This window comes from Halobaculum sp. XH14, assembly GCF_032116555.1.
Taxonomy (GTDB): Archaea; Halobacteriota; Halobacteria; order Halobacteriales; family Haloferacaceae; genus Halorarum; species Halorarum halobium.
In genome coordinates, this window is sequence record NZ_CP134949.1 from 1,879,027 (window position 1) to 1,891,443 (window position 12,417).

The 12,417-nt window shown below is 70.0% G+C and carries 12 protein-coding genes; 8 read left to right on the forward strand and 4 right to left on the reverse strand.

The genetic code is table 11. From position 1 onward, the window contains the following. Window positions 1–6 precede the first annotated feature (6 nt). From RJT50_RS09600 to hmgB, 4 genes are all read left to right on the forward strand, one after another. Window positions 7–855, forward strand: coding sequence for a TatD family hydrolase (locus RJT50_RS09600; protein WP_313691032.1), 849 nt, complete (start codon window positions 7–9; stop codon window positions 853–855). A gap of 200 nt (window positions 856–1,055) precedes the next feature. After that, on the forward strand, window positions 1,056–1,634 hold the full coding sequence (locus RJT50_RS09605; RefSeq protein ID WP_313691033.1) for a DUF2150 family protein: 579 nt from the start codon (window positions 1,056–1,058) through the stop codon (window positions 1,632–1,634). 104 nt (window positions 1,635–1,738) lie between these two features. Then, entirely contained in the window at window positions 1,739–4,063 is a 2,325-nt protein-coding gene (locus RJT50_RS09610) for an Ig-like domain-containing protein (RefSeq protein WP_313691034.1), read from the forward strand. A 70-nt stretch (window positions 4,064–4,133) separates the two neighbouring features. After that, window positions 4,134–5,471, forward strand: a complete 1,338-nt coding sequence (gene hmgB / locus RJT50_RS09615; RefSeq protein WP_313691035.1) for a hydroxymethylglutaryl-CoA synthase — start codon at window positions 4,134–4,136, stop codon at window positions 5,469–5,471. 465 nt (window positions 5,472–5,936) lie between these two features. On the opposite strand, the gene RJT50_RS09620 is transcribed toward hmgB, so the two are convergent. Continuing rightward, on the reverse strand, window positions 5,937–6,659 hold the full coding sequence (locus RJT50_RS09620; RefSeq protein ID WP_313691036.1) for a helix-turn-helix domain-containing protein: 723 nt from the start codon (window positions 6,657–6,659) through the stop codon (window positions 5,937–5,939). An 80-nt stretch (window positions 6,660–6,739) separates the two neighbouring features. Between RJT50_RS09620 and RJT50_RS09625 the strand changes: the two genes are divergently transcribed. Both RJT50_RS09625 and RJT50_RS09630 read left to right on the forward strand, forming a co-directional pair. Further along, window positions 6,740–7,384, forward strand: a complete 645-nt coding sequence (locus RJT50_RS09625; protein ID WP_313691037.1) for a metal-dependent hydrolase — start codon at window positions 6,740–6,742, stop codon at window positions 7,382–7,384. A 78-nt stretch (window positions 7,385–7,462) separates the two neighbouring features. After that, window positions 7,463–7,954: a GNAT family N-acetyltransferase gene (locus tag RJT50_RS09630; RefSeq protein WP_313691038.1), complete on the forward strand. Its 492-nt coding sequence runs from the start codon at window positions 7,463–7,465 to the stop codon at window positions 7,952–7,954. Between the two features lie 7 nt (window positions 7,955–7,961). On the opposite strand, the gene RJT50_RS09635 is transcribed toward RJT50_RS09630, so the two are convergent. Beyond that, window positions 7,962–8,537, reverse strand: coding sequence for a DUF7978 family protein (locus RJT50_RS09635; RefSeq protein WP_313691039.1), 576 nt, complete (start codon window positions 8,535–8,537; stop codon window positions 7,962–7,964). Window positions 8,538–8,637: 100 nt separating this feature from the next. Between RJT50_RS09635 and RJT50_RS09640 the strand changes: the two genes are divergently transcribed. Continuing rightward, window positions 8,638–9,870: a metal-dependent hydrolase family protein gene (locus RJT50_RS09640; RefSeq protein ID WP_313691040.1), complete on the forward strand. Its 1,233-nt coding sequence runs from the start codon at window positions 8,638–8,640 to the stop codon at window positions 9,868–9,870. Window positions 9,871–10,262: 392 nt separating this feature from the next. Here RJT50_RS09640 and RJT50_RS09645 read toward each other — a convergent pair whose 3' ends face one another. Beyond that, window positions 10,263–10,898, reverse strand: a complete 636-nt coding sequence (locus tag RJT50_RS09645; protein WP_313691041.1) for a GNAT family N-acetyltransferase — start codon at window positions 10,896–10,898, stop codon at window positions 10,263–10,265. Window positions 10,899–11,056: 158 nt separating this feature from the next. Between RJT50_RS09645 and RJT50_RS09650 the strand changes: the two genes are divergently transcribed. Beyond that, on the forward strand, window positions 11,057–11,314 hold the full coding sequence (locus tag RJT50_RS09650; protein ID WP_313691042.1) for a glutathione S-transferase N-terminal domain-containing protein: 258 nt from the start codon (window positions 11,057–11,059) through the stop codon (window positions 11,312–11,314). Window positions 11,315–11,336: 22 nt separating this feature from the next. Here RJT50_RS09650 and RJT50_RS09655 read toward each other — a convergent pair whose 3' ends face one another. Further along, window positions 11,337–12,323, reverse strand: coding sequence for a transcriptional regulator (locus RJT50_RS09655; protein WP_313691043.1), 987 nt, complete (start codon window positions 12,321–12,323; stop codon window positions 11,337–11,339). Window positions 12,324–12,417: the final 94 nt, after the last annotated feature.

A 12,417-nucleotide genomic window follows, 5' to 3' on the forward strand; every position in this document is an offset into this window, starting at 1 on the left:
CAACGGATGAGCGAGGACCTCGGCACCCCGGTACTGGACGATCACATGCACCTCGACCCCGACCACGGGCGCGGGCTCGACGCGGTCCGCGACTTCGCCCGGCTCGGCGGCACCCACCTGATCGTGGTGAACAAGCCGTCCTGGCACCTCGGCGTCGAGGCCGACGCACCCCAGGAGTTCCGCCCGGTGTTCGAGCGGACCGTCGAGATCGTGCGGGAGGCGAGTGAACTGCTCGAGGGCCGCGCCTGGGCAGTCCTCGGCGTCCACCCGGGGCTCGTCTCGCGGCTCGTCGACGAGCGCGGGTTCGACGCCGACGGGGCGCGCGAACTGATGCGGGGCGGGCTCGACGTCGCCGCCGAGTTCGTCGACGACGGGCACGCGCTCGGACTCAAGTCCGGGCGTCCACACTACGAGGTCACCGACGCTGTGTGGGACGCCTCGAACGCGGTGATGCGCCACGCGTTCGCGCTCGGTGCCGACCACGACTGTCCCGTCCAGTTACACACCGAGGCCTCGGAGGACCTGACCGAAACCGCGGAGTGGGCCGAGGAAGCCGGAATGGCCCGCGAGCGAGTCGTCAAACACTACGCCGGCGGCCGCCTCGCCGGGCCGACGCCGAGCGTGATGAGCGAGCGGGACCGGCTCCGCGTCGCCGCCGAGGCGGGCGAGCCGTTCCTGATGGAGACCGACTTCGTGGACGACCCCGACAGGCCGGGCGCGGTGATGGGCCCGAAGACGGTCCCCCGGCGGGTTCGATGGATGCTGGAGGAAGGGTACGAGGACGCGGTTCGAACCGCACACGTCGGGACGCCGAGGCGGGTGTACGACGTCGACACCCTAGCGGACGTCGAGTGAACGGCGAACCGGGTCCCGGTGCCGAGCCGGTCTCGACGTCGAGCCAGTCTCTCGAGCCGAGTCGGCCTCGATGCCAGGACGGCTGCGACGTCCGGGCCGTCCTCCTCGCGGGCGCTTGCAAACGCAGGGCCGAACGGGTCGCGTGACGCGTCACCACCAGTAAAGAAAGGCATATCAACGCGGACCCGGACCGTGTGAGTATGAGCGAACCCGAGGAGACGTTCTACACCGAGGAGCGGTGGCAGAACTGGCTCGACCGCGTCGAGGAGGAGAGCCTCGACCCGGAGGACGAAGACTCCGCTCGACTACTGTTGAACCTGCAGGACGACGCCGCCATCGCGGTGGCCAAGATCGTCGCCGCCTACGACGACGACGACCTCACCCGGGAGGAGGCCGGCGAGGAGATCGCCGGCATCCGCGAGGTCGTGCTCGCTGAGGTCGACTTCGAGAGCGAGGAGAAGGCGATGTTGATCGACGGCGTCCAGACGAGCCTCGTCTGCGTGTTCTACGCCGCCGAGGAGTACGTCGTCGGCGGCGCGGCCGAGGAGGGCTCGGTCGGCGAGTACGTCGAGGCCGCGGTCGACGCCGAGGCGAACGACGACGTCGACGCCGCGCTCGGCTACCTCGTGCAGGCCGGGACGCGCATCATCGACGGCGACGAACTCCCGATGGACGTCGTCGAGGACCTGGAGTACGGGCTCGTCTCCGAGTGGGTCAACGGGCTGGACTCGCTCCAGTCGGCGATGTCAGACCCCGAAGTGGTCGAGGAAGAGGACTGACGGCGAACGAACCGCGAGAACGGTCTCCGGCGGGGTCCGTCGGAACTGCCGGAACGCGTCCGACGGTGCGGCACGCTTTTAGGACGGGACTCGGTTGAGGGGATATGCGACTCGGGGGGGATCGCCGCGCACAGTCCGTGCAGATCGGCGCGATCATCCTGTTCGGCTTTCTCGTCGTCGCGCTGTCGACCTACCAGGCGGCGGTCGTCCCCCAGGAGAACGCGGCCGTCGAGTTCCGACACAGCCAGGCGGCCCAGGACGACCTCGTCGGCCTCGGGAACAGCATCGATTCGACCGGCAGAACCGGCGAGGCCGCGCCGGCCGCGGTGAAGCTCGGGACGCGCTACCCGACGCGTGTGTTCGCCGTGAACCCGCCGCCGGCCGCCGGCTCGCTCCGGACGGCCCCCGGCGACAACGTCACCGTCAGCGGGGTGGAGGTCGTCTCCACGTCCGGCGGGGAGGCGAACGACTACTGGTCGACCGAGCGGAACTTCTCGACGAACGCCCTCGTCTACCGGCCGGGCTATCACGAGTACGACGAGTCGCCGGTGACCCGCTACGAGGCGACCGGCCTCGTCAACGAGTTCGACGGCGGGACGCTGCTCGTGGACGAGCCGACCGTCGTCCGGGGGAACCGGATCACGCTCGTCACCCTCCGGGGGACGCTCTCGGAGGAGGGGGTGGGGCTCGTCTCGGTCGATCCGTCCGCGGTGAGCGCCATCGACCGACGGGAGACGGTCACGGGCGACGTCGCGCTCACCGTGCCCAGCACGCTCGGGGCTGACGCGTGGCGAACCGAGGTACTCGCCGACGAGCTCGCGGCCGGCTGGGTGAACGAGACGACCCAGGCCGGCCCGAACCGGATCCGGATCGAGCTCAACGCGAGCCGGACCTACTCGCTTGGCCTGGCGGCGGTCGGCGTCGGGACCGACGCGTCGGCCACGTCGGAACCGGCGTACATCGACGTGGAGCGAGCGCCCGGAGCCGCGAGCACCGGCTCGGTGCGGGAGGTCGTCGTCGAGGTCCGCGACGAGTACGGCAACCCCGTCGGGAACCAGCAGGTTTCGGGTGCCACGACGGGCGGGTCCGGGTCGCTGGTCGACACGACGGTCACGACGGACGACGCCGGACGAGCCGTCTTCGAGTACCGGGCGACCGGAACCGGCACGGCGACGCTCCGAGCGAGCTACGACGGGCTCTCCGGATTCGACGCGGACGCCCCCGCAGACGCGACGACGTCGTTCCCGGTGAGCGGCGGCGGAACCGGAGTCGGAAACGGCACCTACGACCTCGTCTGGGACGTCGACCGCATCGACGACGCGACCGGGGTGGAGTACGTCGCCTCGAACGACACCGTCGTGATCGACGCCACGGTCGCCAGTTCGCCGGTTGACGTGACGGTTCGCGCATCGAACCGGGCGGGCGAGCCGATCGAGGGCGCGACGGTCGATTACGCCACGTCGAACGCGACGGTCGCACGCTTCCCCGCGGGCAGTTCGACCGGGGAGACCGGATCGGACGGCCGCGCAACCGTTCAGCTGTCGATCGGCGACGGCGACGGGGAGGTGTACGCCTCGGTCGGCGGGACGAGCGACTCCCTCGGCGTCCGCGTCGTCGGCGGGGCGGGCGGCGATCCGCTCCCGAGTGGCGCGGTGGCCTACGACGACGCGAACGGGAACGGCGCGTACGACGAGGGGGAGTTGGCGTACACGGCGTCACAGCTCCGGAGCTTCCAGCAGCCGTCGGTCGACCTCGTCGTCGAACGGGACGCGGAGGCGAACGGGTTCGACGTGACCGCCGGGTCGATCACGGTCGAACCGGGCGCGACGATGACCGTGGAGAGCTTCGGTTCGACGACGTTGCGGGCCGAGAACGGGGACGTCAGGCTCGCCGGCACGGTGGACGGCCGGAACGCCGGGGGCTCGGAGGTCAGGCTGATCGGCGACGGCGTGGACGCGAGCGGCGGCACCATCCTCGCTGCGGGGTCGGTCACGGTTACCGGCCAGACTGGTGCCGTCGCGCTCGATGCGGCGAGCATCGATACGAGCGGGGGCAACGGCCGGAGCGTCACCGTCACTGCGGACACGGACGTCTCCGCCCGGAACGCCGCGATCGTCTCGACCGAACAGTTACGAATCGAGGCGGACGGCGGGCCCCTCGACGCGAACGGTGCGAGCCTGGACACCTCCCCGGGGAATCAGGCCGGCGTGACCCTGGGGTCCAACGGCGACATGACGCTCACCGACGCGGAACTCGTCGGGGACGAGTTCAGCACGTTCACGGCGGATCTCACGGTCGCCTCGGCGACCCTCTTCGTCGACGGCTCGGAGATCAAACGCGGAAACGGCGACGGAAAGGAGCTGACCTACGACCCCGACGGAGCCACGGTGGGTGGGTCACCGGCGGTCGGGACGGTGTCGGCGGACTGACCCGACGTTCGACAGTCGACGTAATCCCCATCGACAGACCAATATGCCAGTTTCCCGAATCGGGGGACACATGACTGCCGTCGGCATCGACGCCATCGAGATCTGGACGGGGAAGCTTCAGCTTGACCTGCCGAACACCTTCGCGCCCGCCAAGAACGAGGACCCGGGCAAGTACACGAAGGGGCTCGGCCTGGAGACGTCGTCGTTCCCGGACACGTACGAGGACATCGTGACGATGGGCGCGAACGCCGCCAAGCGCCTGATGGACCGCAAGGACCTCGACCCCGCGGACATCGGCCGCATCGACGTCGCCACCGAGTCGGCGTTCGACAACTCCAAGCCCATCTCGACGTACATCGCGGGCTGTCTCGAACAGGTGTACGACGGCGACTTCCACCACGCGAACAAGGGCGAGCGCAAGTTCGCCTGCGTCTCGGGCACCCAGTCCATCGACGACGCCTACAACTGGATCCGCGCGGGCCGCAACCGCGGGCGCTCGGCGCTCGTCGTCGCCACCGACACGGCGCTGTACGCCCGCGGCGACCCCGGCGAGGCGACCCAGGGCGCCGGCGCGGTGGCGATGCTCATCTCCGAGGACCCGAGCGTCCTCGCGCTCTCGGACGAGCAGGGCTACGGCTCCGCGGACGAGACTGACTTTCTCAAGCCGAACCAGCAGTTCCCGAGCGTCGACGGCAAGCGCTCGATGCAGGTGTATCTCGCCCGCATGCGCGAGGCCGTGGAGGACTTCGAGTCGGTGGCGTGGGACATGCACCCCGAGGACTTCGCGTACATCCCGTTCCACACGCCGTTCCCGGGGATGGTCCGCAAGGCCGGCCTACTCGGCTACCGGCACACCATCCGCGACACGGAGATCGAGGACGAACTGGCCGGCGAGATCGGTCGCCAGCCCCGCGAGTCGGAGTACGACGACTGGGACGACTACGAGGAGGCGATCCGCGGCTACATGGACCGGCTGAAGGACACCGACGCGTACCGCGACTGGTACGGCCGCGTCATCGAGCCGGCGCTCAACATCTCACGGCGCGTCGGCAACTGGTACACCGGCTCGGTCCACGTCGCCCGCGCCTCGGCGCTCAAACACGCCGCCGAGACCGGCCGCGACCTGGAGGGCGAGAAGCTGCTCATCGGCTCGTACGGCTCGGGCGCACAGGCCGAAATCCACGCCGAGACCGTCCGGGAGGGCTGGCTGGAGGAGATCGAGGCGCTCTCGATCGACGAACAGCTCGAGAGCCGCTACGACATCTCCTACGACGAGTACGAGACGGTCCACGACGCGCACAACCACGACAAGGAGGCCGAGGTCGAGGAGTTCACCACGCCGGAGGGCGAGTTCGTCCACGTCGGCTGGGGTCGGATGAACGAGCGCAAGTACGAGTACGTGGAGTAGTAGCCCGGTCGAACGTTTTCGGTCTCCGGAGTTGGTTTTCCTGATTTCGTTGACGAGGTTACGTGAGTGACTACCTCGAAAGCCCCCGCGGCGCTCGGCTTGCACATCGATCCGTTCGACGGATCGACTGCCTCGAAAGCCCCCGGCTGGCTCCGCTCCCGCGGCACGCTCTGTGCTCCTCGGCTCGCTCCGCTCGCCTGCGGTGCTTGAGGCGCCGGGGTTCGCGGAGCCAGCCGACCCCTTTCAATCCCACCCGACCGCGACCGCACGGCACGGCCACACGCCTCCCTTACCTCGGAGCACGCTCCTCGGAACTCACCCTCGCTTCGCTCGCGTGAACAGCCGATTCGCTCGGCTCGCTCCCTGCGGTCGCTCCCCTCACTCATCCCTCGCGCGATTCGGCCGCCCACGAGGGGCGGCCGCCGCGCGCCGACGGCATCAGCCCGGTCCAAAGCAACTGAAAAGCTACAACCCCCGCAGTTCCTCCAGCGACTCCTCCAGGGGTGCGGTCGAGACGGCCAGCGAGAAGCCGTCCACGGCGGCGAGGTCGGCCGCGTGGTCCCACAGCGCCTCCTCGTCGAGGCCGTGGAGCACCACCGCGTTCGGCGTCGGGGTGACGACCCGGAGCGCCACGAGCGGCGACTCGCCGCGCGTGACGCCGGTGAACACGAGCGCGCGGTCGGTCGACTGGCCGTACAGCCGGTAGAACTCCTCGCTGGAGAGCGACGTGATCGCCTGGATGCTGTTGATGACCGTGTGGCCGTTGACGGTGTCGCGCTCGCCGGCGACGATCTCGGTCGCGTCGAGCGCGTCGTACACCCGCCCCGTCGGGAGCGCGGTCGGGTACTCCCGGATGTCGCGCACGATGTCGGACTCGAAGCCGGCAGAGACCACCCGGGCGTACTGGCGGATGCGGCTCCCGCCGCGGCCCTCGTCGATGTCCAGCAGCGCGTTGACGACCCGGGAGACGAGGCCGATGCCGGGCGATTCCCGGCGGCCGCTCTCGTAGTCCGAGACGACCGACGAGGAGACGTCCATCGCGTCCGCGAGCGCCGTCTGTGAGACGTCGAAGTCGGTCCGCCACTTGCGAAGCGTCGCGCCCGGATCCGACGAGAGCGCGATCTCGCCGGCGATGCGGCGGGCGAGTTCGGCCCGCGGGCCGTCGCCATCGCCGGCTCCCGGATTCATGCTCCCCCGTCCGGTCACCTGCCCGATAAGCGTGTCGGAGGCGGGGAAAACGCCTTGCCCGACGGGAACCAAGATGGGGTGTGCCGTCCACGCTCGTCCACGTCGCGCTCGCCGGCCTCCTCGCCGCGGCGCTGCTGCCAGACCGGTACGCGACGCGCGGCGCGATGCTCGCCGTCCTGCTCGCCGCCGCGCTGCCGGACCTCGACTCGCTCGTCTCGCCGGTGCTCGCGGGCGCACACCGATCGCTCGGGCACAACGTCCTCCTGCCGGCCCTCGTCACCGTCGCGCTCGGATACGACCTCCGCGTCCGGGACTCCTCGCGGCTCCGCGACCGGTTCGGGACCGCCGCGAGTCCCGTCGCCTGGACCTGCCTCGCCGCGTTCCTGCTCGCGGGCGTCGGCCTCGATTACGTGAGTAACGGCGTGAACCTGTTCTGGCCGGTCCACGATCGGTTCTACTCGCTGAACGGCGACCTGCTCCTGTCCAGTCGGCGCGGCGTCGTCCAGAGCTTCGTGGACCTCTCGCCCCCGACCGAGTCCGAACCGGTACGGACGACCGAGAACCTCCACTACAGCACGGGCGTCGACCCGTCCCCGGGGGTCGAATCCGGCACCGTCGACCGCGTGTTTCCGGTCGTGAGCGCCGGCTGGCAGCTCCTGCTGGTCGCGGTCGGAGCCCTCGCCGTCGCGCTCAAACTCCGACGGGGGCCCACGGTTCGTGACTGACCGACGGCTCCGTCGCTCCCGACGGTCGCGGCCCGCCGACACCGGCGGATTGAACCCGGGCCACCTCGACCGTCCCGCATGGACGTGCGACCGTTCGAGGACGGCGACGGCGACGCGCTCTGGGAACTGAAGCGCGGGTTCGAGACCGGCCTCGGCGAGGGCACCGGCGGCCCCGACAAGGCGGCGACATACGAGGAAAAGCTGACCGACGAGTACCGGGTTCGCTGGCTCTCGTGGGTGAAACGCTGCGTCGCCGAGGACGCCCGGACGGTGTCGGTGGCCGCGGCCGGGGACGGGGCGGAACTTGTCGGGTACGCGTTCCTGCTCCCGGAGTCGCTCGCGTTCGTCTGGGACGCCGCGGTGCTGAACGAGATCTACGTGCTCCCCGAACACCGCGGGACGGGCGTCGCGGACGACCTGATGGACGCAGCGCTCGACGCCGCGAGCGCCCAGGACCTGCCGCTCGACCGGCTAGTGCTCGACGTGGATCGGACGAACGAACGGGCGCGGGCGTTCTACGAGCGGTACGGCTTCACCCACTGGGGCGAGATAGTCGCCCGCGACCTCTGAACCGCGGCTACTCCAGCAACGAACCGATCGCCCCGCCGGCGGCCCCGAACACCGCGGGGTAGACGATCCCCGCGAGCAGGACCCCCGTAACGTAGTCGGGGTGGACGCTGCTTCCGTCGCCCGTCCCGTACGCGAAGAGGAACGTCCCGACGAGCGCGAGCAGCGCGTACGCCGGGACGACCGCGAGCCCGGCAACCGCGCCCCCGCCCGCGTCGCCCGCGTTCGCGTACGCCGAGGCCGCGAACCCCGCGAGCAGCAGTGCGAGCGGCGGCAGCACGTACAGCAGCGTGAGCGACCCGCCGTCGGCGCTGGCGATGAAGTTCTCCGCCCGCCGGCCGCCAAAGCCCGGGATCAACACGTCGACGAAGTGGGCGTTGTAGAAGTACCAGCCTACCCCGGTCCAGACCGGGATCGGATCGCCCCCGAACAGGTCCACCAGCGCGTTGATCCCGCTCAGTCGCTCCCTGACCGACCCGGACTGCCAGACGTACGTGACCAGGTAGCCGAGGACGTACGCCCCCAGGCCGGCCGCCGTGCCTATCGCAAACGGTACGCGATCGCTAATCCCCCCTGAACGTGCCATGCCACCTCCTGGTCGGCACCGGGACAAATTCTTTCTGGCAGCTGTCACTGAATGATAACGAGTCGCAACCGTCTTGGTGGCCACGCCCACAGCATCGGGTATGCTCCTCCGGGAACTCACGCTGGTCGACGGAGACGGCAGCAGACGGGGGGACCTCCGGGTCGCGGACGGCGAACTCGTCGCCGTCGGCGACCTCGAAGCGCGTGACGACGAGAGCGTCGTCGACCTTCCCGACGTCGTCGCCCTGCCGGGGCTCGTGGACGCACACGTCCACTTTTCCCTGTCGGGCGAACGGACCGTGGACGAGGTCGCGGCGATGGGCGACGCCGAACTCGCGCTGGTCGAGGCCCGAAACGCGCGGGCGACGCTCGAATCCGGCGTCACGGGCGTCCGAGCGATGGGCGCGCGGGACGTGGACGTCCGGGTGCGCGACCGCATCGACGACGGCGACGTGCCGGGCCCACGCACGGTCGCCAACTGCCGCTCGATCACCGCCACGGGCGGTCACGGCCACCACCTCGGGCGGGAGATCACCGGCCCGACCGACGCCCGCCGCGCGGTCCGCGAGCAGTCGAAGCTCGGCGCGGAGTTCATCAAGTTCATGGTCACCGGTGGGGTGACGACCCCCGGAACGGATCCGGACGCCGTCGCGCTCACCGACGCCGAACTCGACGCGCTCGTCGACGAGGCGAACCGGCACGGGATGCACACCGCGACCCACGCTCACGGCGCCGCCGGCGTGAAAGCCGCGGTGGGGGCGGGGGTCGACACGGTCGAACACGGGACGTTCCTCGACGGGGAGGCGATCGACCTCATGCTGGCCGGGGACGTGACGCTCGTCCCGACGCTTTCGGCACCGTATCACATCGTCCGGAACGTCGAGGCCGCGACCGAGGACGTCCGGCGAAAGACCGAGCACGTGTACGAGCGCCACATCGACTCGTTCCGCCGGGCCGTGGAGGCCGGCGTCCGAATCGCGGGCGGGACCGACGCGGGGACGCCGTTCAACATGCACGGCGGCAACGCGGCGGAGGTCGCGTTCATGAGCGAGTACGGAATGACGACGTCGGAGGCCATCGAGGCGATGACGGCCACGGCCGCCGACGTGATCGGTCTCGACGGACAGGGGACGCTCGAACCGGGAACGGACGCGGACCTCCTGCTCTGTTCGACCGATCCCGTCGAGGACCCGACGGCGCTCAACGACCCGAGCGTCGTCATACAGGGCGGGGAAGTCGTCGCCGGCGGCGACCCGGAACTGCGTCGCGCCGTCGCCGACGCAGTCCGGGGCGAGGCCGACTCGGACCGGGAGCCCGTGACGACGCGACCCTAGTCGGGCACGGCGGTCCCGCCGTCGGTGGCGTCGAGCCATTCGTCCCGCAAGGGGAGCATCCTTCCTCCTCCGAAACCGACCCGTCTTCCTCCGTGAGCCGGTTCCGGTAGCGGCTCTCGCGTACGCCGCCGAGTCGCTCGAGTAGTTCGTGATCGCCCGTTCGCTCCTTCCGTTCTCGGGGTCGTGGCCGACGGTGACGACGTCGGGGGCGAGCCGGTCGAACTCGCTGTTCGACCAGGGCGGTCGCACGTTCGCCGGGGGAGCCCCGGCTTCCGAACCGCTTCCTGAGCCAGCGGTCCAAACAGACACGGTACGGTGCGGCGAGGTCGACGGAGTCGGGCGACCGGTGCTCGGACCTGAGCCGCTCCGTCTCGATGGCCGCCGGGAACGGGCTACTCGTCGAGGTTCTCGACGAACCGCGCGACCGCCCCGTCGCCGACGGAATCGCGCCACTCTGCCTGCGACACCGAAAAGCGGAGGACGTCGCGAGGGTCCTCGCCGTCCGGGACGATCTCGTTCCGGAGGCGCCCCTCGCGGCGACCGCCCATCCGGTCGACGTACTTCTCGATGGCCCTCACCGACTGCTCGTTCTCCGGGAACACCGAGACGGCGAGCAGTTCGAGGTCGAGTCGGGCGAACGCGAGTTCGGCCAGCGCGAGCGCCCGTTCGCCCGAGTAGCCCCGACCCCAGAACGGCTTGCGGAGCCAGATGCCGAGCGTCCCGGTTCGTTTCTCCCAGTCGAGGTGGAGCCCGGTGTTGCCCGCGTACTCGCCCGCGCCGGCCTCGCCCTCGCGCGGGAACACGGCGTAGGCCGCGCTCTCGCGCTCCTCCCAGCCCTCCCGGAACCCCTCGAGCACGTCGTGTGACTCCTTCGGGTGCCGATGTGGCTGCCACGAGAGGAACTCGCACTCCTCGGCGACGGTGCCGCTCCGTCCCGCTCCGGCGTGTTCGTAGAACGCCAGCGGGTTGACGGCGGCGTCGTGGCGGTCGAGGCGGAGGCGATCGGTGAGGATGCGCTCGGGGAACATACCGGGGTGGTCACGTCCGGGGACAAAAGACCTTCCTCGGGTGTGTCACGACGGGGCGCGGCGGGGGAGCAGTTATCCGACGCCGCGTCGCCTCGGCGGTCCCGACACACGACCGCTCCGAGGTTTAAGTGTCATCACCCCCTACGCGACGGTGACGCATGTCCGACATCACGCTGTACGAACTCGAAGGGTGCCCGTACTGTGCGAAGGTGAAGAACAAGCTCGCCGAACTCGACATCGACTACGACTCCGAGATGGTCCCCCGTTCACACGCCGAACGGACTGAAGTGGAGGAGGTGAGCGGGCAGACCGGCGTGCCCGTCATCGTCGACGAGGAACACGACGTGGACGGGATGGCCGAATCGGACGACATCGTCCGGTACCTCGAGGAGACATACGGGTCGGGTGCGGCGTAGCGCGGAAACCGAAACCCGGGGCTCAGGCTTCCTGCGGTTCCTCTGAGCGCTCCCGGATGAGTTCGCGGACGCGCTCGGGGTCGTCCGTCTCGGCGAGTTCCTCGACGGAAACGATCGCGGTGCCGTCGAGCGACTCCCGCTTCGAGCGTTCCTCGGTGAAGTAGACCGCCCGCGTGCGGGTGACCCGCCCGAGCGAGGCCATCAGCCTGGCGCGCTTGGCGGCCGTCTTGGTGAACGACGAGTGGCCGGTGAGCAGCGTGAACGGGACCTCCGGCCGGTCGTCCTCCTCGGCGTTTTCGCTCACCGCCTTGAACGGCGCGCGCTGGGTGGGGTGGACGACGAAGCCCGCGCGCGAGAGCACGGCGTGGACGTGTTCGTCGTCGGGGTCGACCGCCGGCGGCTCCGGGGTCGGGTCCGCCTCGCGGACCTCCTCTGCGCCCTCCATGACGTTCACCGGGTCCGAGAACGGGCGGTCGAACAGCTCCTCAAGCTGGACTGCGACCTCGACGGAGGCGTTCATCCCGTCCTCGTACTTGGCGACCGTGCGCCGGGAGACGCCGAGTTCGTCGGCCAGGCGGCCGAGGCTCCAGTCGCGCTCCTTTCGCTCGTCCGCGACGAGGCTGCCGTCGATGTTGACGTAGAGGCCCCCTGGCGCGGCGTAGATGAGCGGCGGCACCTCCTCGACGAGCAGGTCGTACAGCGTGTCGGGGTGGATGGCCGGCACGCCGTGTCGGAAGTACACGACGCCCGGATTGATGTCCTCGTCGCGGGTCCGGAGCCCGACCACCATCGGCGTCGCCGAGAGGTAGCTGCCGAGCCGACGCATCTCCGCGCCGGTCGGGCCGTCGAAGGCGTCGACGTTGCCGAGCACTTTCAGGAGGAGCAGGTCCTCGCCGCGACGGGCCGCCAGGTCGAAGCTCTTGGGTCGAACCGAACAGCGCTCGCTGACGAGGAACCCAGCGTCGCTGAGCATGGCCGTGACGTTGCCGACCACCGCCGTTCGGGACATGATGTATGGTAAGTCAACGCGCCCATATATGCGTTGTGCCGCGCTGGTCCCACCTGTTCCCGACGCCGTCCTGCCTTCGCGGCGTTCCGTCGGC

Coding starts and splice junctions, on each gene's coding strand:
- RJT50_RS09655 (WP_313691043.1), bottom strand. CDS start 12,323: ATGTCCCGAACGGCGGTGGTCGGCAACGTCACGGCCATGCTCAGCGAC.
- RJT50_RS09630 (WP_313691038.1), top strand. CDS start 7,463: ATGGACGTGCGACCGTTCGAGGACGGCGACGGCGACGCGCTCTGGGAA.
- hmgB (WP_313691035.1), top strand. CDS start 4,134: ATGACTGCCGTCGGCATCGACGCCATCGAGATCTGGACGGGGAAGCTT.
- RJT50_RS09600 (WP_313691032.1), top strand. CDS start 7: ATGAGCGAGGACCTCGGCACCCCGGTACTGGACGATCACATGCACCTC.
- RJT50_RS09635 (WP_313691039.1), bottom strand. CDS start 8,537: ATGGCACGTTCAGGGGGGATTAGCGATCGCGTACCGTTTGCGATAGGC.
- RJT50_RS09605 (WP_313691033.1), top strand. CDS start 1,056: ATGAGCGAACCCGAGGAGACGTTCTACACCGAGGAGCGGTGGCAGAAC.
- RJT50_RS09645 (WP_313691041.1), bottom strand. CDS start 10,898: ATGTTCCCCGAGCGCATCCTCACCGATCGCCTCCGCCTCGACCGCCAC.
- RJT50_RS09620 (WP_313691036.1), bottom strand. CDS start 6,659: ATGAATCCGGGAGCCGGCGATGGCGACGGCCCGCGGGCCGAACTCGCC.
- RJT50_RS09640 (WP_313691040.1), top strand. CDS start 8,638: ATGCTCCTCCGGGAACTCACGCTGGTCGACGGAGACGGCAGCAGACGG.
- RJT50_RS09610 (WP_313691034.1), top strand. CDS start 1,739: ATGCGACTCGGGGGGGATCGCCGCGCACAGTCCGTGCAGATCGGCGCG.
- RJT50_RS09650 (WP_313691042.1), top strand. CDS start 11,057: ATGTCCGACATCACGCTGTACGAACTCGAAGGGTGCCCGTACTGTGCG.